The sequence below is a fragment of the Oceanobacillus sp. Castelsardo genome (assembly GCF_001659985.1).
GTDB lineage: Bacteria > Bacillota > Bacilli > Bacillales > Amphibacillaceae > Oceanobacillus.
Map to the genome: position 1 here is coordinate 15546 of NZ_LYCS01000006.1, position 22392 is coordinate 37937.

Consider the following 22392-nt stretch of genomic DNA (forward strand, 5'->3'; position numbering starts at 1 on the left):
ATTTGTTTGTACAATTCAAACAAATTGTTAGCTCACGTTAAATATTAAATCTATTTAAAAAATTTAGTAAAATAATATAATTTGTCCGTTATAGAGGGACAAAGGGATTTGAAAACGCTTTAAAACTGATTATTATATAGTTAATAGCAAAGACATCTAGGTTGAAGCTGGAAATGAAAGCGTTTCCTAAAAAATAAAACTATTTAATTACAGGGAGGAATTTGTAATGAGTCAGTTTAAAGAACCAATTTTTGATGTAGCACAATTAGCACATGTTGAGCTTTTATCTCCAAAGCCACAAGAGTCTGTAGAATTTTTTACTAGATTTTTGGGGATGGATGTAACGGCTCGTGAAGGTCAATCTGTATATTTAAAAGCTTATGAGGATACGTATCAAAACACGCTGAAAATTACTGAATCTAATGATGCTGGTTTGGGTCACATAGGATGGCGAACACAATCACCACAAGCACTAGAACGTCGTGTGGAAGCGGTTAAGGCAACTGGATTAGGTCAAGGTTGGATTAATGGAGATATCGGACATGGCCCAGCATATCAGTTTGCAACACCTGATGGTCACAATATGGAGTTGCTATTTGACGTTGAATACTATCAACCAAAAGAAGAAGAAAAAACAAGACTTTTAAACCGTAATGTAAAGCGTCCTGATCGCGGTGTACCTGTGCGTCGCTTGGATCATATTAATCTTATGACTGCAAATCCAGCTAAAAATACAGATTTTTTAGTGGATGCACTTGGATTTAGAGTCAGAGAGCAAATCCAGGATAATGGTAATGTTCTTGCTAGTTGGATGAGTGTTTCTAACTTGGTGCATGAAATTGCATTTATGCCAGAACCAAATCAAATTCCGGGTAAACTGCATCACCTATGCTACTGGTATGGAATTCCACAAAACCTATATGATGTTGCAGATCTGTTAAAAGATAATGATATCTTTATTGAAGTACCGCCAAACAAACATGGTATTAGTCAAGCGTTCTGTATGTATGTATACGAGCCAGGTGGAAACCGTATTGAGCTATTTGGTGACGCAGGATATTTAATAACTGACCCAACTTGGGAACCTGTCATTTGGGAAATGAAAGATACACCTGGATATGGGGATACTTGGATTGGTACTGCTTTTCCTGATTCATGGTGGAACCAAGGTACTCCTGTAACGTTACAAGAAGCTGTAAAGTCTAAATAATGGGAAAAAGGTTTCTTTAAATAGTATTTAAAGAAACCTTCCCATTTTACATATTAAATTTATCTGCTCCAGTAACCAAGTCTTTCAGATATCAATTCCCCAGCACGGATTAGTTCACGTGCAAAGAATTGTATTCTTGGTAAAGTAAAGCGGTTACTTGGGCCAACTAGATTGATAGCGGAAATAACTTTACCTGAATGGTCACGAATTGGTGCGGAAACGGAGGTAACATCACGTCTAAATTCCCCCCTACTTACAGAATATCCTTGTTTACGAATTTTGTTTAGTTCGTTATGAAACTCATTTCTATCTGTAATAGTGGTGGTCGTGAATTTTATAAGACCATTACGTAAAAAAGAGTCGACAAGATATGATTCACTATGTGCAAGTAAAAGCTTTCCTGAGCTTGTACAATGTGTATGATTATGCAATCCAGAATGGGATCGTAATTCAATGGAGTTGTCACTCTCAACTTTGCATAAGTAAACAACCTCGAGTTTATCCAAGATTGCCAGATGAGATGTTTCTTTATGGGTATGTGCGAGTTTCGCTACAATGGGAAATGCTTCATGATGAAGGTCAATATTTCCTAAGAAGATAGAACTTAACTCTAGTACGGATAGACCAAGTTCATATTTATTCGTTTCCTCATTCTTACGTACAAAACCTTGCGATGCGAGTGTGACTAGAATTCGTTGTACACTGCTTTTTCCTATTCCGAGTTCAGATGCAAGTTCACGAACTCCTTTTTGTGGTTGTTCCATAGTAAAGGCGTGTAATATCCGAAGGGCATTGTTCACTGATGATAGTAGATTTTTAGATTCGGTTTGTTTCATAGCGATTGTCCTCCTTTTAGGCAGGTAGGAAAGTATAAAATCTTTCCCGTCTGCATAAGTGCAACTAAGGCATCCACCCAAAGGCTTGGTGGATGCCAAGTTTTCTAAGGATAATTATAATTAAAAATTCAGAAAACGTCTACTATAAAGGGACATTGGCATTGTTATGGGATGTATAGATTACTATACTTAGATTAAATATTGATTGCTTATTGAGGAAGGTGGAAGGTCAAATGTCAAAAGTAAAAGTAGCGATATTAGGTTCTGGAAATATTGGTACAGATCTCATGTACAAAATTTTAAAGAATGATGGAGCTATGGAAGTATCATTAGTGGCTGGTATTGACCCAGAATCTGAAGGGTTACGAAGGGCGAGGGAAGCTGGGATTGGATCCAGTCATGAAGGAATTAATGATATTTTAGCTGATCCAGAAATCAAGATTGTTTTTGATGCAACTAGTGCAAAAGCTCACATTCAAGCTGCTGAGCAGTTAAGAGCAGCGGGTAAAATGGCAATTGATTTAACCCCTGCAGCAGTAGGACCTTATTTGGTACCACCTGTAAATTTAAATGAACATATCGAAGCGAGAAATGTAAACATGGTATCCTGTGCAGGGCAAGCAACTACACCACTTGTTCATGCCGTCTCTAGAGTTGTTCCTGTTCACTATGCCGAAATGATTGCAACAGTTGCAAGTAAAGCGATTGGTCCTGGAACAAGACAAAATGTCGATGAATTTACTAGAACAACTGCAAACTCTCTAGTGAAAGTGGGTGGTGCTAAAACGGCTAGAGCGATACCTGTATTTAATCCAGCTGAACCTCCAATTACCATGACGAATACGGTTTATGCTGCGATTAAAGAGAAAGATTTTGACACAGATGAAATTAAGAAGTCTATTTATGGAATGATTGAAGACGTTTCAGAATATGTACCAGGTTACCGTTTAAAAGGAGAACCAATTATTGACTATCGTGATACTCCATGGGGGCGTTTACCTGTTGTAGTCATGATGAATGAAGTGGAAGGTGCTGGAGACTTTTTCCCTAAATATGCTGGAAATTTAGATATTATGACTGCATCGGCAAGAAAAGTCGGTGAATTGTATGCTAGTCATTTCTTAGCAAATATGAAAGTATAAACATTCTTATCTGGGGCTCCGATTACTCACCCCACCATAAAGATTTGTATAAGTGCAACTAAGATATTCGTCAAAGGGCATGCGAATACCAAGTTTTCTAACAAAAAGAGGAGGTACGAAAGTGAAGATTCCTAGACTTACGGATACAACATTAAGAGACGGTTCACATGCGATTAGTTATAGCTTTACGGAAGATCAAGTAAGAGATATTGTACGTGGCTTAGATGAGGCTGGAGTTCCGGTGATAGAAGTAAGTCATGGCGCTGGACTAAATGGTTCTACGATTCAACAAGGATTTTCTAAAACACCTGAATTTGATCTTATCAAAGTCGCTGTTGAAACAGCAAAACAAGCAAAAATTGCTTCCCTATTTGTTCCTGGAATTGGTACGAGTGAAGAATTAAAAGAAGCGGTGAAGATTGGAATCAAGGCGGTACGAGTTGCTGTTCATTGTACGGAAGCGGATGTAACAGAACAATATATTCGTTTGGCAAAAGAGTTAGGTATTGAAGCTGTAGGATTTTTAATGATGTCTCACACTCAACCAGCTGAAGTGCTTGTCCGTCAAGCGGAATTAATGGAATCTTATGGGGCGGATTGTGTGTATGTAGTGGACTCTGCAGGGGCGCTTGTTCCTCAAGGTGTGAGGGATAGGGTTTCCGCGCTGAAAGACGCATTGTCTATTGAAGTTGGATTTCATGCTCATAATAACTTAGGTTTGGCCATTGGTAATACAGTTGCTGCACTTGAAGCTGGGGCAGATCAAATTGATGGCACAGTAAGAGCATTAGGTGCTGGTGCTGGTAACGCTCCAACCGAAGTAATTGTAGCAACATTAAATAAAATGGAACTTGATACAGGTATTAATCTTACAGGTTTGATGGATTTATCTGAGGAGGTAGTAGCACCAATCATGCCAGTTCCGATTGTTATCGACCGGGATAATTTATCTAGTGGCTATGCTGGTGTATACAATAGTTTCTTAATGCATGTTAGACATGCAGCAGAGAAATTTGATTTAAATCCTACTGAAATTATGGAAGAACTAGGCAAGCGCCAGGCTATAGCCGGTCAAGAGGACTGGATCTTGGATGTAGCTCTTGAACTAGCAGAGAAGAAAAAATTAGGAGTATAAAAATAGATTAAAAACAAAAAGGAGGGGTATACATGACAATACAAGAAGCAGCAACAAGATTATTAGAAGCAGAAAAAACGAAAAATGTTATTCAACCTTTAACAGAAACATATCCAGGTATTACTGTAGATGAAGCTTATCACACCCAATTAGAATTAATTCGTCGTAAAGTCGATGAGGGCGCTATCATTGTTGGTAAGAAAATTGGAGCTACTAGTAAGGCTATCCAAAATATGTTTGGTGTTCAACAACCGGATTATGGTCATTTACTTGCTGATATGATGTATGTGGAAGGAGAGGTTATTCCGTTAGAGAACTACATTCAGCCAAAAGTAGAGTTTGAGATTGCTTTCAAATTGAAGAAAGATTTGAAAGGACCGAATGTGACGGTAATAGATGTTATCGAAGCAACAGATTATATTGCTCCAGCCATCGAAATTATAGATAGCAGAATAGAGGATTGGAAGATTAATTTTGAAGACACCGTAGCAGATAACGGATCTTCCAAAGGGGCTGTTATCGGCGGAAAACCGACCAAATTAGACGGTGTTGATCTAACCCATATCGGAATGGTTGCTTATAAAAATGGCGAAATGATAGATTCTGGTGCAGGGGCTGCAGTATTGGGGAATCCATTACGTTCAGTGGCTTGGTTAGCTAACTCTTTAGGGAAGTACGATGTTTCGCTTAAAGCTGGCGAAGTCGTATTATCTGGCGCATTAACTAGTGCGGTAGAAATTGAGGATCAAGATACTTTCACAGCGGAATTTGACCATATTGGTGCGATAAGCGTTACATTTAAACGATAGAAGGAGAGAGGTGAGACCATGATTAAAACGGATGTAGTGGATGTCATTGCACAGGAATTATTTAATGCCGAAAAGAATAAAACGGCGGTGGACAAATTTGTTGATAAATACCCTGAATTAGATGAGGTATTAGCATATGAAATTCAAGATAGATTAGTAGAAATGAAAGAGGAAGCAGAAAATACAAAACGGGTCGGATGGAAATTGGGTTTAACGAGTAAAGCAAAGCAACAAATGATAGGTGTTCACGAGCCCTCATATGGAGTATTGCTTGAAAGTATGCAATTAAATGAAGGAGAAGCCATTTCGATTGCTCCATTTATTCACGCGAAGGCAGAGCCAGAAATTGCGTTTGTTTTAAATAAAGAATTAAAAGGCCCACATGTTTCTATTGTAGACGTATTAGATGCAACAGAATATGTAGCACCAGCTATCGAAATTATTGACAGTAGATTCTATGGATTTAAGTTTACTTTAGCAGATGCGGTAAGTGATAATTCCTCCTCATCAAAATTTATTATTGGGGAACGTTTCTTCAGTCCGAAAAACTTAGATTTAAAATTGATGGGATTTGTTTATAGACAAAATGGAGAGGTTGCAGCAACTGGTGCTGGAGCTGCGGTAATGGGACATCCAGCAAGAGCGATTGCTTGGCTTGCCAATAAACTTTATAAAGTTGGTAAGGGTTTAAAACCGGGTGAGGTGATTTTAAGCGGATCTTAATCAGCTGCTTTAGAAATTAAACCGGGAGATCAATTTACAGCTAGTTTTGATGGAATTGGTTCCGTTACTGCAGTCTTTACTGAATAAAATAGTCAATAGAGGGGGAAAAAATATGCCGTTTATCCAAGTTAATATTTTGGAAGGAAGATCTCCAGAGAAAAAAGAGCGCTTCATACGTGAAGTGACAGATTTGGCTTCGGAAATCTTTGATGCACCTGAAGAAAATGTTCGGGTAATGATTACGGAATTAAAACCCGAACATTGGGGGATTGCTGGTGAATCAGTAAAGAAACGGAGGGAAAAATAAAATGACTAGTGTAAAAACAGAAGTAAAGGAAATTGGACTATATATCAATGGTGAATATGTACCATCAAGTGATAATAATACGTTTGATGTCATGAACCCAGCTAACCAAGAACTTATTGCGCGTGTTAGTGAGGCTACGGAAGACGATGTAGATCGTGCTTGTCGTGTTGCAAGAGATGCATTTGAAAATGGCCCATGGAGACAAATGTCTGTAGAAGAGCGTGCTGTCAAACTTAGAAAAATGGCAGACATTATTTTAGAAAGAAAAGAAGAAATTGCTCGTTACGATGCAATGGACGTTGGTAAACCATATGAAGCAACCGTTAGCCATGAAGTTGCACGTGCAGCGAATAATATCCGATTTTTTGCAGATTTTGCTGAAAAACAAGGGGCAGAAGCATACCCAATGGGGGAAGAATACATTAACTATACAAGATATGAGCCAGTTGGTGTTGCTGCATTGATTACGCCTTGGAACGTTCCTTTCATGTTAACCACTTGGAAGCTTGGACCATGTCTAGCAGCAGGAAACACAGCTGTTATTAAACCGGCTGAAAACACACCTTTATCTGTTTCGCTACTTGGTGAAATTGCAAAAGAAGCAGGAATTCCTGATGGTGTGGTAAACGTAGTTCAGGGTCAAGGTGGCGTGGTAGGTAACGCATTAACTACTCATCCAGAAGTAGATTTAGTTTCCTTCACTGGTTCCACTGCTACTGGTAAACGTATTTTAAAGAGTGGTGCGGATACACTGAAGAAAGTATCTTTTGAACTTGGTGGAAAAGCAGCAAACATTATTTTCGAAGATGCAGATCTTGAAAAAGCTGTTCTAGGTTCTATCCGTGCAGCATTCTTTAACTCAGGTCAAGTATGTCTTGCTGGATCGAGAATTCTAGTTCAACGTTCTATCTTAGACGAATTCCTAGAGAAATTTAAACAAGCTGCACAAGCTCTAAAAGTAGGAGACCCACAAGAAAAAGGTACAGATATGGGACCTTTAGTTAGTGAAGTTCACTATAATAAGGTAACAAGCTACCTTGAAATTGCGAAAGAAGAGGGTGCCAAGCTAATTACTGGTGGAAAACGCCCAGACCTTCCAGAGCATTTAAACAATGGCTTCTATCTGGAACCTACTATTTATGTACATGATAATCCAAAAGCGCGTATTTGTCAGGAAGAGATTTTTGGACCAGTTGTAACGATTATTCCTTTTGACGCGGAAGAAGAAGCTCTTCAAATTGCAAATGACACAGAGTATGGATTAAACGGTGTTGTTTGGACAGAAAATCTACAAAGAGCACATCGTATTTCACATGGTGTTCGTGCTGGTACGATATGGGTTAATTGCTGGTTCGTACGCGACCTTCGTGCACCATTCGGCGGATTTAAGAAGAGTGGTATGGGTAGAGAGGGTGGCGAACATAGTATGTCCTTTTTTACCGAAGCGAAAAATATTTGTATTGCATTGAATTGAAATGAAGGACGGCTATTCTGAAATAAATAAGGAAAGCCGTCCTTTTTTAATTTTCAACAGTTACTCTTGCCACTGCTTAGTTATTGCGCAATAAAATAGAACTCTCTTTTCTTCCATGCATAAAATAATAAAGAATGGTAGTTACGAGAACTAATACTCCCATTACCATATATAAATGGCGATAACCAGTTAATGGAATAATGAATCCTAGAAGATATGGTCCAAAACCAAGCCCCGCATCAAGTGCGATGTAGTATGTTGATGTTGCTAGACCCACACGGTGAGGAGGGGTCATCTTAACGGAAATCGCTTGAGTGGTTGACTGCATATTTCCAAATCCGAGTCCCATTAAGGCGCCAGCTAACAGTAAGGGAATACTTGTTGCTACTCCGCTTAAAAGCAGTAATCCTGCCCCAAATAGAATAAAAGCTGGATACATGACCGAATTTGCGCCTCTTTTATCCATTAATCTTCCGGTAAAAGGTCGTGATGCTAATATAGCGACAGCATAGACAACAAAAAATAGACTTGCCACATCGACCAAGTCAATCTCAATTGCATAGAAATTAATAAATGATAAAACACTAGAATAGGCAAGGGATAGAATAACAACAACTAACCCAATTGGTAAGGCCTTTGGTTCAATAAAATTAGAAATCTTAAACCCATGCTTTTGCTTCTTATCATCCTCATGCTTTTCTATGATGGGGATTTTTACAAAGAGTGCGATGATAAAACTAATAATCCCTAATGCAAGACAAAAACCAAAAATTGTCTGATAACCTGTATGTTGCCCCATATACAGTCCAAAGAAGGGGCCGATTGCTGTAGCAAGTGTGATGCTCATGCTGTAATATCCTATTCCTTCACCTTTTCGTGCTGCTGGAATAACTTCAGCTACAATGGTTCCTGTTGCAGTACTGGCCATACCAAGTGCAATCCCATGTAGAAAACGGGTTAAAAGTAAGAAAGTTATTCCGAATTCTATTAAATATAAGAGAGAAGTGAGTATAAAAAAGATAAGTCCAAAATATAGCATTTTCTTATTACCAATAGTGGTAATCAAACGGCCGAGAAAAAGTCGACCAATTAATGTTCCAATAATAAAAATACCTGTTACTAGTCCGGCTTGACTTTCGGACGCGTTTAATTGATCGACTGCATAGACAGCCATGGTTACTAATAATAAATAAAAAACCAAATACAAGAAAAAGTTTGCGGCTGAAACAATGATAAAGTCTTTCGCCCATAATTTTGATTCTGATCGATCCACTGAAACCTAACTCCTTATTTCAAGATATTATTTCTAATTACATCCATTATTTGAATGGCCTCCAATTGTTCTTTCTCAGAAATTCCTTTTAAAATTTCTTCTTCAAATTGATCAATGGTGACACGTATTTCTTCATAAATATTTACGCCAAGTTCTGTAAGTTGCATTCGCTTTTCGCGTTTATCTTTACTGGGAACACGTTCGATATACCCTAACTGCTCTAGGCGATTAACTGCTCTTGTTATAGTAGGTTTTTCTACACTTTGATAATGGGAGATTTCGACATTTGTTGCCTCGCCGTTATTATATAAATAATACAAAATAGTCCACCCGGCCCGATGAAGTTGATGTTCGTTAAGCAACAGATTCAGCTGATTTTCAAAAGGACGATATAACAAGATGAGTTGATGAAAAAATCTTTGTGCGGATTTCAGAGTATCCACCTCCTCTTAATTAGTTACCGAAGCTAACCTTATTTATTGTAGCAAATTGGACAAATTGTTGTCTAGGGATAAATAAAATCCCCCTCACAAATGTTGCCATAAAACATTTGTGAGGGGGTTATCATTCGATTTAAATGTTATAGATATAATCCTCTGGTAAAACCCTTCTTAAAAAGCGTTGTGTTCGTTCTTCTTTCGGATTTTCAAAAAATTCTTTCGGTGCTCCTTCTTCTACTACTACACCGCCATCCATAAAGATAACTCTATTCGCTACATCTTTCGCAAAAGACATTTCATGGGTAACAACCAACATCGTCGTTCCCTCTTTAGCGATTGTTTTCATCACCTCTAAAACTTCACCAACTAATTCTGGGTCTAATGCTGACGTCGGCTCGTCAAAAAGAATAATGTCTGGGTTTAAGACAACGGCACGTGCGATTCCAACACGTTGCTGCTGTCCGCCAGATAATTCACTGGGATACGCATTGTATTTTTCGGATAGACCAACTTTATCCAACGCCTCTTTACCCATTTTATTAGCCTTTTCTTTAGGAATACCTCTTCCTATAATTAGTCCTTCTGTTACATTTTCTAACGCTGTTTTATTGTTAAAAAGATTATAGTTTTGAAAGACAAAGGCAGTTCTTTTTCTAATGGTACTAATTTGTTTTTTAGATGCTTTATGAAGGTCGACTTGAATATCTCCAAAAATGGCTTTACCTTCATCCGCTTTTTCCAAAAAGTTGATGCATCGTAGCAAGGTAGTTTTTCCAGACCCACTTGGTCCAAGGACGACTACGACATCACCTTTCTTAATCTTTAAATTTACCCCATCTAAAACTGTGTTTTTACCGAATGATTTTTTTATTGTTTGAATCTCTAACATGTTTTCACCACCAAATTAGATTTATCCCGCATTAACTGGCTGTAAGACCCCCACTGATTGAAGTTTCACTTTACGCAGCAGGAGCAATTTTATATTTTCTTAATCGTTTTTCCATTCGTTTAAATAAAAATTCTACTAAACTACAAATAATGAGGTAGATAATAAAAATGTCAATGTAAGCTTCGATATAATTGTAACTAGCATTTGCTGCTACTTGGGCTTTTAATGTAATTTCTGGTAGGGACATGGCATATCCTAAAGAAGTTGCTTTAATAAGATTCACGGTTGCATTACATAGGTTGGGTAGCGCGACAACTAATGTCTGTGGAATGATAATTCTAGTAAATGCCTGAACAGTGGTTAGTCCAACTGAATAAGCGGCTTCAAGTTGTCCTTTACTAACGGTATTTATTGCTGAGCGGAATACCTCGATTAATGTAGCTGTTGTATTTAATGAAAACACAATCAATGCATACCAAATAGGGTTAACATCATAAACGTCCATTTGTATATTATATTTTTCAAATATGGACGCCAGTAGAAGGGGAACACTATTATAAATGATAAAAATCTGAACGATGACAGGCGTCCCTCTAACAAATGAAACGTAAACCCGGGAAAATTGATTTAAAATCGGCATTTTGTTGATACGTGTTAATGCTAATAAAAATCCAAGGGGCAAAGCAATAACTAAAGAAACAATGGTAATAATCATGGCTACAGGAACCCCTGATAGTGCTATGAAGAAGGTATCTATTAGAAACCCGAAATCTAATCCGTTTGACACACTGTCACCTCCTTAAACTGTGTTCAGATTTTTCTTTCCTTTACTAAAAACCTTTTCTAGTTTTAAGAAAAACTGTTCTATTAGAATGGAAAGGATCCAGTAAATAATAGAGAGTCCGATATAAATTTCCAATGCATGTGAATTATAGTTTCCTGCTATAATAAGATTTGCTTTACCCATAACGTCAATAAGTCCGATAGTGTAGGCGAGAGCTCCTTCCTTCATTAATTCCAACAAGCTATTTCCGAAATTTGGTAAGGCCACTACAAAAGCCTGTGGGAAAATGATGCGCCAATATGCTTGAGTATTGCTTAATCCTACTGAAACTGCTGCTTCATATTGTCCCTTATCAATAGATTCATAGGCTGATCGAATGACTTCCGACATGAGCGCACCAAATTGAAGGGTAAAGGTAATGACAACAAAAAAGGCTGAGCTCATATCGTTAAGATTGATACCAAAGTTCATAGCAATTGCTGGAACACCGTAATAGATTAAAAATAGTAGAACAATAGATGGGGTACATCTTAAAACGGTTGTATAACCATGGGCAATATTCTGGGCAATCTTATTTTTTCCTAGTTTCATCACTGCTAAAATTAATCCCAGCAAGCTTCCGAATAAGACGGAGAGACCTGCTATGATAAAGGTTACTTTTAAATAGGGAATGAGCGCTGGGATGGATTCCCAAATATATGCTGCATCAAAATATTTCTCCATTTTTGCACCTCTGTTTTATCTGTCGACAGATTCAAGTACTTCGAATAAGTCTCTGCCATAAAATTCTTCACTAAGTTCACTTAATTTCTTTTCTTCTTTAAGTTGTTTGATTGCTTCATCATATGCTGCTGCAAAATCTACTTCATTTAAATTAAACAATGGCCATGTTTTAATGACATCGAACTCATTGTAAACAACGTCTTCTACCAAATTATGGTATGGGCCATCTTCGGCGATAACTTGTTTCTTATAGGGGCCTTCAATAATAACTCCACCATCAACTCGCCCTTCATTCACCCATTGCACTACATCAACAGAGAATTGATCTCCTGCATCTAAATCAACCGGATTGTCTGGATTTTTTTGGTTATATTCATCTATTACAGTGTACTGGGCATTATTAGCAGCAATAGGAGCTAAAGTCATACCATTGGAAGCAAAGTCTGATAATGATTGGATATGTTCATTTTCCTTCTTCAACACAAGACCAATACTGCTTAAACCAAGAAATTCTTCAGGATAGATAAAGTTTTTTGTCCTTTCTTCTGTCCAAAATGCATTTTTAACTCCTACGTGATATTTTCCTTGTTGAACACCGATTAATAGGTCATCGCTAGTTGTGCCGATATATTCAAATTCATACTCTGGTAGCAGCTCATCAACCAATTTCATAACTTCCACATCATAACCAGTAGGATTTCCATTATCATCCAACCAAGAAATAGGTTTGGAAGACTGGTCATATGCTACTTTCACTGTTCTAACACCTGAATCCATTGAACCGTCCGAATCATCACTAGATGCAGTATCTGTTCCACCGCAGCCTGTTAAGAAGGTGATTAAAGCAATTCCTGTTAAAATACCTTTTAGAAACTTCCTATTCTTCATCTTTTCATTCTCCTCATCCACTTTTTATTTAATAAATAAAATTGTACTAATCACATAATTAATACCGTTTTAGTAAGGATTAGGCCGTGGGGACGGGTCCCTCGTCCCAATATTGGTCTTTAATGTGATTGGGGACAAGGGACCTGTCCCTTCGTCCCTAAAGCTCAGCAATAGATTTGCCTGCTAATTGCATGATGGTCATATCATCCATTGGTGGGTTATGAAGCCCTGCTCGAACATCACGGTAGTAGAGTTGAAGATTACTTTTCTCTGAAAGACTTCTCGCACCTACAATTCTCATAGCCAAATCGACTACGTCCACGGCCTTGTTTACTACGGATAACTTCACTGCACCAAGTTCTGGTCCCATTGTTGATTTTGTTTCTTCATTGCTTTGATCCCATTTCTTAGCAATCGAGTATAGAAAATGCTTCGATTCCAATATACCTAGTTCTATTTCCCCTAGTTTTTGTTTGACATTTGGTAATTCTGAAATAGTTCCTTTAATACTGTTTGGTGAGTAAGTAGTTGCAAATTCTAATGCTGCCTTTTGTGCAGCTTGTGCAATCCCTAAATAGCATGCAGGAATGTGTAAAAGCCAACCGGCTGGAGTTTTTTTACCTGGTGTCATGATTTCAACAAGATCGTCTTTTTCTATATAAACATCTTCTAATACAAGATCATGGCTTCCAGTTCCACGCATTGCAATGGAATCCCATGTTTCATCCACACTTACTCCATTTCTATCACGTTTTATTAAGAAATTACCAACATTATCTGTGCCGTCTATAGAAGCACTAACAATAAAATAACTAAGAATGGGGGATAGCGTTGTGAACGTTTTTCTTCCGTTTATAATCCATCCGGTATCTACTTCTTTAGCAAACGTTTCTGGTTTACCTCCACGGGTAGGACTTCCCGTCGCTGGTTCAGATGCTGCACTATTCAGTAATGCCCCTGTTCTAACGACATCACGAATAACAGATTCGTATTTTTCTTTTTTCCAGTTCTTTTTTTCCCCAAGTTGTTTCATAAGTCCCATATGCCATCCAATAGAAAGGGCAGTTGATCCATCTGCTTTTCCAATCACCTCTTGATAACGAAGCATTTCGTAAAGAGATATTCCTAATCCGCCATATTCCTCTGGTACAGCTAATGCGGGGTATCCAATTGCTTTTAATTCCTTAAAGTTTTCAAAAGGGAATGTTCCGTTTTTATCATGGCCTGTAGCCCGTTCGGTAAAAGGTTTTACTGTTTTTGTTAAAAGTTCAATCCGTTCCTCCATTGTATTTAGTTCTAATAAATTCATTTGTATTCCCTCCAATGGTAATATAGTAAATCTAATGAGAATAATAAGAATTATTGCATTAGTAATTAAAAACTTCAATAGTACTTTTTAATCATTAACCATAGTTTATAACTCGGAATAGTATGTTATGTGATATGATACTATATATGCAATAGGTTTGTATAGTGGGAATATTATAAATGTTTTTATATAATAAAAGTAATTAACAAGAGGAAAGTGGAGGGGTATTTATTTATGGATGACAATCAATTTCGAAATACAATGGGGAAGTTTGCAACAGGGGTTACAGTGGTTTTAACCGGTGTGAATGGGGAAGTTCATGGAATGACAGTAAACGCTTTTATGTCCGTTTCTTTAAATCCAAAATTAGTAACCATTTCAATTGGAGAGAATGCTCGTTTTTTAAATAAAATTAAAAGTAGTAAAGTATTCTCGGTTAATATATTAGCTTCTGATCAAGAAGAATATTCAAGAGTCTTTTCAGGAAAATTGAAAGATGATTTTCAAATAGAATTTGACTATCTAGACGAAAAACCAGTCTTACCAGGGGCTTTAGCACAAATAACGTGTGAAGTCGTTGCAGAGCATGCAGAAGGGGATCACATCCTCTTTATAGGAAAAGTGACTGACATTCATGTGGAAGAAAAGACCCCGCTTATTTTCTACGGTGGGAAATATCATTCTTTAGCTGATAAGTAATAAACGGTCAACCATCATTTTTAATCAATTTAGTTGACAGAAAAAAATAATTTAGATATACATGTAGATATTAAATATACCAATAATTGGAAAAGTAGGGGATGTAATAGTGAACATTGTCGCACTCGTTGGGAGTATTAGAAAAGAGTCTTACAACATGCAAGTCGCAAAAATGATGCAAAAACGCTATAAAGATAAGATGAATATAAAGATTGCAGATATTCGTTCTTTACCTCATTTTGATCAAGACGAAGAATTAGATCCGCCACCCGTCGTGAAAGACTTTAAACAAGAAATTTTAGCTGCTGATGGGATTATTATTGTAACTCCAGAATATAATTGGTCTGTACCAGGAGTTTTAAAAAATGCTCTCGATTGGACCTCTCGTGGGGAAAGGGTGTTTATTGGGAAACCGGTCATGCCGTTAGGGGCTAGCATGGGAATGATTGGTACGCTTCGTGCCCAAGCACATTTACGCCAAATTTTATCTGCACCTGGAATTCAGGCAAAAGTTCTTTCACCAGGTGGAAATGAAGTTCTTATTAATTTTGTTCAACAGAAAATAGATAAAAATGGCCAGTTAGATGAAGCGACATTAACATTTTTAGATAGTGTTGTTGAGAAGTTCGTTGATTTAGTCAGACTTAAATAATTGAAACTATCAAGTTCGGAACAATCTTCCCAGGGCACTGATTACGCGCTCTATCGTAAGGATGATTTGCATAAGTGAAAATTTGGCATTCGCCTATCCTGCATGTGAATGCCAAGTTTTCCGATATTGTGCAGTGCTATTTAATCCAAATGTTCTACTAAATACTTTTTATCTTCTTTAGATAAAGATTGTCCATTAATTTTCAAATCCTCAAGCAGTACTTTTCCATCTATAATAGCCTTTTCCAATAGAATACATGGAATTTCTCGCTTTATTAATTTCCCTTCTAAATCATAAAATGAGTAACCTTCTTTTTCATCATGAATAAATGAATTGATTTTCATATTTGGCGTAATGAATAACGTTAATTTTTCATTTTCATTCCACATCATTTTAACCATTATTTTTTTCTTTGTTTTCTTTTCAATTAATGCTTTCAATGTTGTTACTGAAGTTGTTTCTACCATTATAAACCTCCAAAGTAGGACGAATCTATCTTAATTGTTAAGTAATAAATAAAACTAAGAACTTGTCCATTAGCTCCCATTTTTAGAATATAACAGTTTTTGTTTGAATATACAAAATAGTAGGGAGGGGATATAATGTCTGAAATAAATTTTGCAAGTTTTCCTCAAAAGCCTCATGGTGGAAAATTAGTAAATGGTGTTTTAATAGGGAAAGAACAAGAGCAGGCTATGGAGAAAGCACAGAAACTGCCAATGATTATGGTGGACTTGGAGGCAGTTATTACATTAGAAATGATTGCAACTGGTGTCTTATCTCCAAACGAGGGATTCATGGTTGAGGAGGATTACATTTCAGTCCTCACAAAAGGTCGTTTAAAAAATGGGGTTGTTTGGCCAGTTCCTTTAAGCTTTGCCCCAATTGGAGATCGGAATAAAGAAGTAATCAAAACGTTATCCGTTGGAGATGAAGTAGCGTTGGCAGATGAAACAAAGGAACCCGTCGCCATTCTTAAATTAGATGATATTTTTCATTATGACAGGGATTTTCGGGCTACACATCTATTCGGTACGAAAGATCGGAACCACCCGGGTGTTGATTCTATTTATAGAAGGATGGGAGATACGGCTTTAGGTGGGCCGATTCAATTACTTAGAAGAGTACATTGGGGCCCATTTGAAAATCTTAGAATGGAACCAAAAGATACGTGGAAATTGTTTTATGAAGATAAAGAATTTCGTTCAGTCGGTGGATTTATAACTGGAGCAAATCCACTGCATCGAGGCCATGAATATATTCATAGAAATGCACTTGAAGAATTAGATGGTTTATTTGTTCAGCCTTTAGTAGAAATGGCAAAACGTGAGTACACAAGGCATGAGTTTCGTATGTTATCCTATCGTAGTGTATTAGATACTTATTATCCAAAAGAGAGAACCATGCTTGCCCCGTTACGTGTTACGTATATTTTCGCCGGTCCCCGTGAAGCGGTACTTCATGCGTTAATCATGAAAAATTATGGATGTACGCATGCGCTAATTGGTCGGGATCATGCTGGTATTGGTGATTTTTATGATAAATATGCGAGTCATTCCATCTTTGATGAATTCACTGCTGATGAATTAGGAATAGATATTCGATTGTTCCATGAAGTGTTTTATTGTACCCGTTGTGATAACCCGGCAACCGATCTTACTTGTCCACATGGTAAACAGTATCGGATAAATATTTCTGGAACTGGAATTAGGGAGTTGCTGCGTTATGGAGTACTTCCACCAAAGGAGATCGTTCGTCCAGAATCAGCTCGAATTGCAATGCAAGGGGTGCAACCTAAAGGGGTGGACGAGAACAATCAGGCGATTAATCCAGTCGGAAAAACAATTAAAAGCATTTTCCCTTATTATTTAGAATCATCACGGATTGGTGGGCCGAAGAGAAGAAATCCACTTCAAGTAGAAGAATTAACGATTGAAGATTTGGAAAATGCGATTCGCGATGTTCGTTCCAATGCAGATCAAGTGTATAAAGGAATTTTTGATGAATTTAGTTATGTAACCGATACATTACGTTCCACTCAAGATGATTGGGTTTCAGAAGCTCGCGAGTCTATCCATAAGCAACAGGAAATGGTTGTGGAATATTTGGAAGAAAAGGTCAATAAAGCACCAGAGGAAGCATCAGATGAATTTATGTATCAAGATAGGGGAGAAGCACAGCAAGAACTAGAAGTAGCACAGAAAATTTTTGATGATATTCCAGCTGCATTACGTGAAAAAGATTTAGAGTACCGGGTTTGGAATCCGCTGCCGTATAAGCGTTATCGTGGTAGTGATGAGAAATAGAGAATAGAATGAATGCATAGTTTATGGGGCAAGTTGCTCAAAACTATGCATCTTTTGTTGATAGCATCTTTTACTGCTGTAAGGCCTACCATCTGTCATGGGATTACCTCTCAGACCATGTTTATAAATCCTTTTATATCTTGGTGTATAACAGCCTACTAGATTAGCACATCATTTTTGTTATAATAAAAATAATATAAACTTAGTTTGATGGATGGAGTGATTTTTATCTATAAACTATTAATCTCTGATCGTGATAGGGATGAATTACAAGGCGTCCATTGGTTGCTTTCAAAATATTCTTTTCCAATAGAAAGGGTAAGACTGAAAGAACGAATATCAGATGTATTAACAACATTAGAAAATGAACTTCCAGATATTTTAATCATTGAATTAGATATGATACCTGAAAATAAGTGGGAGGTAGTTAAATCATTTATTCATCGATACTCTAAACAAGTTATTGCAATAACCGCGGAAGCTACTTTTGAGAGAGCGATGCAAGCAATGTCTATAAAAGCAGTTGACTTATGGGTGAAACCATTATCACCATCCCGTGTCAAATTTTCCATTCAACAAGCGATTCGTAATCTGTTAGATGTTGACAAACAAGAAACGGAAATAAAGGTGGAGCATGTTATTCGATATGAAGCAATATTTATTGATGATCACGTTCCTTTCCCATACCCGGTTTATTTATTAGAAGCGGAGTATCATGATACCTTGAATGATTTACGTTCCTTTATAGATAAATTTGATTTTGATTATAAGCCATCAGTATTCTCTACAATGGACCATATTATTTTAGTGTTTGATCATGATTTTCCAAATCCAATTAAACTAGCACAGCGATTCTTTCGGGAATGGGGATTGATTGGGAAAAGTTCAATTGCAATTATTGTCCACTCAGGAGGCAGGGAATCTTTAAATCATATTTATATGAAACTACTACGGATGATGGAAACAACATTTTTTACAGGATATAAACAAGTATTACACTCAGAGCAAATTCAGGAATGGACAGATATTGACCCTTTTTTAACTGTGGAAGAACAAAGAAATTGGATATATATGCTGGATACAGGCCAGGTAGATAAATTGAAAACATGGTTATATGAGGAGTTTTTTAACATGGAACCCCCATATCCCGAGCCAGGTTTACTTCGTACACGTCTAACTAGTATTTTAGCACAAGTACGACGGTTTATGTTTCGAAAGGGATTAAAAAGTAGTGAATGTGAAGATTATTATAAAAAAATATTTGAAAGAATTTTATATAGTCCTGTACTTTATCGTATTGTTCAAGAGCTAATTTTGTTTATAAATTATGTATTTCATATGGCAAAAGACGGAAATTTGTATGAAAAGGTTAATGTGACGGAAACAGCAATTACTTTTATGGAAAATAAATATATGGATTCAAAACTATCATTAACTGAGGTGGCAAAGCATGTGAATCGAAGCCCATCTTACCTAAGCCATTTACTTACTAAAAAATATAACCAATCTTTTCGTGAAATGTTAATTCATTTACGAATTCAAAAAGCAAAAGAAATGCTTGGAACAACGGATGAATCCATTTATAATATTGCAAACTCAGTTGGTTTTCATAATCCAAACTATTTTAGCCGTGTATTTAAACTACATACAGGAAAGACTCCGCGAGATTGGAGATTAAGAGGATTTTAGAAATTCGAAATTCAAACTTTATAATCATATATTTTTTTCATTATCTATATATTGTGCTATAAAATGAGAGCGTTTTTAATAAAATACGTTCTTTTATCAACAATATTTATAGATTATCGTAAGTTGGTTACCTACTATCTCATATTCTTTGTTGTTAAAATTAGAATAATCGGTAAAAAGTGAATGTTGAAGTAATAGGGAGGGATTACCATGTCGAAAAATATGCTTATTTCTAATGCAAATCAAGTAGTTACAATGGCTGGACATTCAGTTAATCCGGCTAAAAAAGAAGCAATGTCACATCTCAATGTAATAGAGAATGGAAGTATTTGGATTGAAAATGGGAGAATTGTTGAAGTAGGTCCGGATGATGTAATTCGAGAAAAATATAAAATACAAATAAGTTCAGCTGAACAAGTTGATGCAACAAATAAAACAGTAACTCCAGGTCTAGTTGATCCGCATACACATATTGTTCATGCGGGCACTCGTGAGAATGAATATGCTATGCGCCTTCAGGGGAAAACGTATATGGAAATTATGGAAGCTGGTGGAGGAATCCATGCAACAACTCGTGCTACTCAGGAAGCAAGCTTTGATGAACTATATAAGGAATCAAAAAAACGTTTGGACAAATTTCTATTACATGGTGTCACTACCGTAGAGGCAAAAAGTGGTTATGGACTTACATTAGAGCATGAGATCAAGCAACTTGAAGTGGCTGAGCAGCTACAAAAGGATCACCCGATTGATCTTGTTTCTACATTTATGGGTGCACATGCCGTGCCGCTAGGTGACAAGAAAGACCCAGAACGATTTGTTGATCGAGTTATTAATGAAATGATTCCCGAGGTTGCTAAGAGAAATTTGGCTAAATTTAATGATGTATTTTGCGAACGCGGTGTATTTACACCTGAACAATCTAGAAAAATATTAGAAGCTGGCAAAAAGCACGGACTTATTCCAAAAATTCATGCAGATGAGATTGAACCATATGCTGGTGCAGAATTAGCAGCAGAAGTTGGAGCCATTTCAGCTGATCACCTTCTTAAAGCATCAGATGAAGGGATACAAGCCATGGCTAAAGCGGAAGTTGTTGGAGTGTTATTACCTGGAACGGCCTTCTTCTTGATGGCTGAATTTGCCAAGGCTAGAAGGATGATTGATGCTGGTGTTGCTGTGGCACTTTCTACTGACCAAAATCCAGGATCGTCGCCAACTATTTCACTTCCTTTCATAATGAATCTTGGATGTCTGAAAATGGGGATGACGCCGGAGGAAGTATTGACTGCTACTACAATAAATGCAGCACATGCTATTGGATTTGCGAATGAAGTTGGAAGTCTAGAAGCTGGTAAAAAGGCGGACATTACCATTTTTGATGTTCCAAATTACTTAACACTATCTTATCAATATGGAATGAATCATGTGGATACAGTTATAAAGAATGGTAAACCACTTGTTGTTGGGGGTAGGTTGCATGAGTTATCCTTATCCGATGCTTAAGATGCCAAACATGATTTGGTCAAAGCAAACAGATAAAATGAGTGATTTAAAAGTACATGAATGGATTGAAACAGTTGGAGACTTACCAATAGATTGGTCGCATTATGATGTGACGATACTTGGTATTCCTCTTTCTAAATCTTCCATTAGTACATCGGCAGCAAGTGAGAATCCAGACGCAATGAGGCAAGCATGGAAGTCGTTTGGAACGTATAATTTGGATGAAGATATTGATTTAGCAGATTTAAACGTAATTGATCTAGGTGATGTTAAACAACATGTTACAAATATAGAGTATACACATGAACAGATTAGAAAGGCAATGGTTGCTATGCGTACCCATCATCCTCATACCTTGCCTATCTCAATTGGTGGTGACCATTCCGTAACTGCCGAGTTAGTAAAAGGATGGAAAGTGGCTCACCCAAACGAAACAATTGGTATTTTACAATTAGATTCTCATTTTGATTTACGAGATTTGGAAAGTTTGGGGCCTGCAAATGGTACACCAATTCGAAATTTAATCGAAAGTAAAACAGTAGAGGGAAATCAAGTGCATAATATTGGTCTTCATGGATTTTTCAATGCAAAAGAACTAAAAGTATATGCAGACCAGGTTGGTGTTCATTATACGACGATGAAGCTTGCCCGGAAAGAAGGGGTTTGTAACACGATTAAAAAGGCGCTTGAAGAGTTAAATAAACAAGTAGACAGCATATATTTAACAGTAGATATGGATGTATTAGACATTATCCATGGACCTGGAACACCTGCTGGGGCACCAGGGGGCATGTACACAGAAGAATTATTTGATGCGGTACAAATTGCTGGAGAACACCCGAAAGTAAATGCAATGGATATAGTTTGCCTTGATCCAAGGAAAGATGTGGAACAAATAACAGTGAAAACAGCGGTGCATGTGATGTTATCCTTTTTAACAGGATTTTGCAAGAGGGAAAAATGATTAATTATTATTATTATTAATATTATGTTTTTCGATATTTCTGAAACAATATATTGACTATTTTTATTATTTTGACATATAATGGTATTAGTTATTAGTGGATAGTTATATGTATATCTTAAGGAGTACCTGTATGACCCAAAAAATTAGAATAGGTAAGATAGCAACGATGCTTGCTATGTTAGATGACAAGGAACGAAGTCATTTTGAAGATGCATTTAATGATGTAGATATTTGCCTTGGTAAAGTAGGGACAATGAATATACAGAAAGTAATCTCATCGGTTGAGACCGCCGTTAAAAGATTGAATCTAATTGAGGACGGAATTTATAGAGAAACACATGCGTTATACCATACCATTGTAGAAGCTCTTGAAGGAATAACAAGAGGGCAATTAACCCTAGGTGAAACAATGCGTACAGTAGGCTTACGGTTTGCGGTTGTACGTGGTAAACCGTATACAAATCCACAAGAAGGCGAATGGATTGCTGTAGCCTTTTATGGAACAATTGGTGCGCCGATAAAGGGTTTAGAACATGAAGCGATAGGACTTGGGATTAATCATATATAATTGAATAGAATAGTAAAATCATGACCTATAGTGATTAGTTAATAGGAGGTGATGATGGCTTAT

General features: G+C 37.0%; 22 protein-coding genes and 1 pseudogene. 14 read left to right on the forward strand and 9 right to left on the reverse strand.

Annotated features, from left to right (window positions below; all coding sequences use genetic code 11):
• Nucleotides 1–226: 226 nt before the first annotated feature.
• Nucleotides 227–1210: a catechol 2,3-dioxygenase gene (locus A9178_RS11500; protein WP_068675430.1), complete on the forward strand. Its 984-nt coding sequence runs from the start codon at nucleotides 227–229 to the stop codon at nucleotides 1208–1210.
• A 59-nt stretch (nucleotides 1211–1269) separates the two neighbouring features.
• Here the strand turns inward: A9178_RS11500 and A9178_RS11505 are convergent, their stop codons facing one another.
• Complete coding sequence (locus tag A9178_RS11505) at nucleotides 1270–2046, reverse strand: IclR family transcriptional regulator (RefSeq protein ID WP_068675432.1); 777 nt, start codon at nucleotides 2044–2046, stop codon at nucleotides 1270–1272.
• Between the two features lie 233 nt (nucleotides 2047–2279).
• Between A9178_RS11505 and A9178_RS11510 the strand changes: the two genes are divergently transcribed.
• The 6 genes and pseudogenes from A9178_RS11510 to A9178_RS11535 all read left to right on the forward strand — a co-directional run bounded on the left by A9178_RS11510 (nucleotide 2280) and on the right by A9178_RS11535 (nucleotide 7636).
• Nucleotides 2280–3188 carry an acetaldehyde dehydrogenase (acetylating) gene (locus A9178_RS11510; RefSeq protein WP_068675434.1) on the forward strand — a complete coding sequence of 303 codons (909 nt, stop codon included), beginning with the start codon at nucleotides 2280–2282 and terminating at the stop codon, nucleotides 3186–3188.
• Nucleotides 3189–3309: 121 nt separating this feature from the next.
• The gene (gene dmpG / locus A9178_RS11515) at nucleotides 3310–4323 is read left to right on the forward strand and encodes a 4-hydroxy-2-oxovalerate aldolase (RefSeq protein WP_068675436.1); all 1014 of its coding nucleotides are present in this window, start codon (nucleotides 3310–3312) and stop codon (nucleotides 4321–4323) included.
• Nucleotides 4324–4355: 32 nt separating this feature from the next.
• Complete coding sequence (locus A9178_RS11520; protein ID WP_068675438.1) at nucleotides 4356–5132, forward strand: 2-keto-4-pentenoate hydratase; 777 nt, start codon at nucleotides 4356–4358, stop codon at nucleotides 5130–5132.
• Between the two features lie 18 nt (nucleotides 5133–5150).
• A pseudogene (locus A9178_RS11525) lies at nucleotides 5151–5942 on the forward strand (2-keto-4-pentenoate hydratase).
• A gap of 25 nt (nucleotides 5943–5967) precedes the next feature.
• Nucleotides 5968–6162: a 2-hydroxymuconate tautomerase gene (locus A9178_RS11530; protein ID WP_068675439.1), complete on the forward strand. Its 195-nt coding sequence runs from the start codon at nucleotides 5968–5970 to the stop codon at nucleotides 6160–6162.
• 1 nt (nucleotide 6163) lies between these two features.
• Nucleotides 6164–7636, forward strand: coding sequence for an aldehyde dehydrogenase (locus tag A9178_RS11535; protein ID WP_068675441.1), 1473 nt, complete (start codon nucleotides 6164–6166; stop codon nucleotides 7634–7636).
• Between the two features lie 76 nt (nucleotides 7637–7712).
• Here A9178_RS11535 and A9178_RS11540 read toward each other — a convergent pair whose 3' ends face one another.
• From A9178_RS11540 to A9178_RS11570, 7 genes are all read right to left on the reverse strand, one after another.
• Complete coding sequence (locus tag A9178_RS11540) at nucleotides 7713–8909, reverse strand: MFS transporter (RefSeq protein ID WP_068675443.1); 1197 nt, start codon at nucleotides 8907–8909, stop codon at nucleotides 7713–7715.
• Nucleotides 8910–8923: 14 nt separating this feature from the next.
• Entirely contained in the window at nucleotides 8924–9352 is a 429-nt protein-coding gene (locus A9178_RS11545) for a MarR family winged helix-turn-helix transcriptional regulator (RefSeq protein ID WP_369801977.1), read from the reverse strand.
• 130 nt (nucleotides 9353–9482) lie between these two features.
• Nucleotides 9483–10238, reverse strand: a complete 756-nt coding sequence (locus A9178_RS11550) for an amino acid ABC transporter ATP-binding protein (RefSeq protein WP_068675445.1) — start codon at nucleotides 10236–10238, stop codon at nucleotides 9483–9485.
• A gap of 70 nt (nucleotides 10239–10308) precedes the next feature.
• Complete coding sequence (locus A9178_RS11555) at nucleotides 10309–11025, reverse strand: amino acid ABC transporter permease (RefSeq protein WP_231889844.1); 717 nt, start codon at nucleotides 11023–11025, stop codon at nucleotides 10309–10311.
• A gap of 12 nt (nucleotides 11026–11037) precedes the next feature.
• Nucleotides 11038–11745, reverse strand: coding sequence for an amino acid ABC transporter permease (locus A9178_RS11560; protein ID WP_068675447.1), 708 nt, complete (start codon nucleotides 11743–11745; stop codon nucleotides 11038–11040).
• Between the two features lie 15 nt (nucleotides 11746–11760).
• Nucleotides 11761–12633 (reverse strand): transporter substrate-binding domain-containing protein, encoded by an 873-nt coding sequence (locus A9178_RS11565; protein ID WP_068675449.1) that lies wholly within the window; start codon nucleotides 12631–12633, stop codon nucleotides 11761–11763.
• A 157-nt stretch (nucleotides 12634–12790) separates the two neighbouring features.
• Nucleotides 12791–13942, reverse strand: a complete 1152-nt coding sequence (locus tag A9178_RS11570) for an acyl-CoA dehydrogenase family protein (protein ID WP_068675451.1) — start codon at nucleotides 13940–13942, stop codon at nucleotides 12791–12793.
• 234 nt (nucleotides 13943–14176) lie between these two features.
• Between A9178_RS11570 and A9178_RS11575 the strand changes: the two genes are divergently transcribed.
• Together A9178_RS11575 and A9178_RS11580 are read left to right on the forward strand one after the other, a co-directional pair.
• Nucleotides 14177–14641, forward strand: a complete 465-nt coding sequence (locus A9178_RS11575) for a flavin reductase family protein (protein ID WP_068675453.1) — start codon at nucleotides 14177–14179, stop codon at nucleotides 14639–14641.
• 109 nt (nucleotides 14642–14750) lie between these two features.
• A complete protein-coding gene (locus A9178_RS11580; RefSeq protein ID WP_068675455.1) occupies nucleotides 14751–15293 on the forward strand; it encodes an NADPH-dependent FMN reductase in 543 nt (180 codons plus the stop codon).
• A gap of 140 nt (nucleotides 15294–15433) precedes the next feature.
• Here A9178_RS11580 and A9178_RS11585 read toward each other — a convergent pair whose 3' ends face one another.
• Entirely contained in the window at nucleotides 15434–15760 is a 327-nt protein-coding gene (locus A9178_RS11585; protein ID WP_068675457.1) for a hypothetical protein, read from the reverse strand.
• Between the two features lie 135 nt (nucleotides 15761–15895).
• Here A9178_RS11585 and A9178_RS11590 point away from each other — a divergent pair, with 135 nt between their 5' ends.
• The 5 genes from A9178_RS11590 (at nucleotide 15896) to hutP (ending at nucleotide 22329) form a co-directional block, all read left to right on the forward strand.
• Nucleotides 15896–17599: a sulfate adenylyltransferase gene (locus A9178_RS11590; RefSeq protein WP_068675459.1), complete on the forward strand. Its 1704-nt coding sequence runs from the start codon at nucleotides 15896–15898 to the stop codon at nucleotides 17597–17599.
• A 219-nt stretch (nucleotides 17600–17818) separates the two neighbouring features.
• Complete coding sequence (locus A9178_RS11595; RefSeq protein WP_068675461.1) at nucleotides 17819–19288, forward strand: response regulator transcription factor; 1470 nt, start codon at nucleotides 17819–17821, stop codon at nucleotides 19286–19288.
• Between the two features lie 210 nt (nucleotides 19289–19498).
• Nucleotides 19499–20794, forward strand: a complete 1296-nt coding sequence (gene hutI / locus A9178_RS11600) for an imidazolonepropionase (protein ID WP_068675463.1) — start codon at nucleotides 19499–19501, stop codon at nucleotides 20792–20794.
• Entirely contained in the window at nucleotides 20769–21758 is a 990-nt protein-coding gene (locus A9178_RS11605; protein ID WP_068675466.1) for an agmatinase family protein, read from the forward strand. The genes hutI and A9178_RS11605 overlap by 26 nt, the downstream gene beginning before the upstream one ends.
• Before the next feature lie 133 nt (nucleotides 21759–21891).
• Nucleotides 21892–22329, forward strand: coding sequence for a histidine utilization transcription antiterminator HutP (gene hutP, locus A9178_RS11610; protein WP_068675468.1), 438 nt, complete (start codon nucleotides 21892–21894; stop codon nucleotides 22327–22329).
• Nucleotides 22330–22392 lie beyond the last annotated feature (63 nt).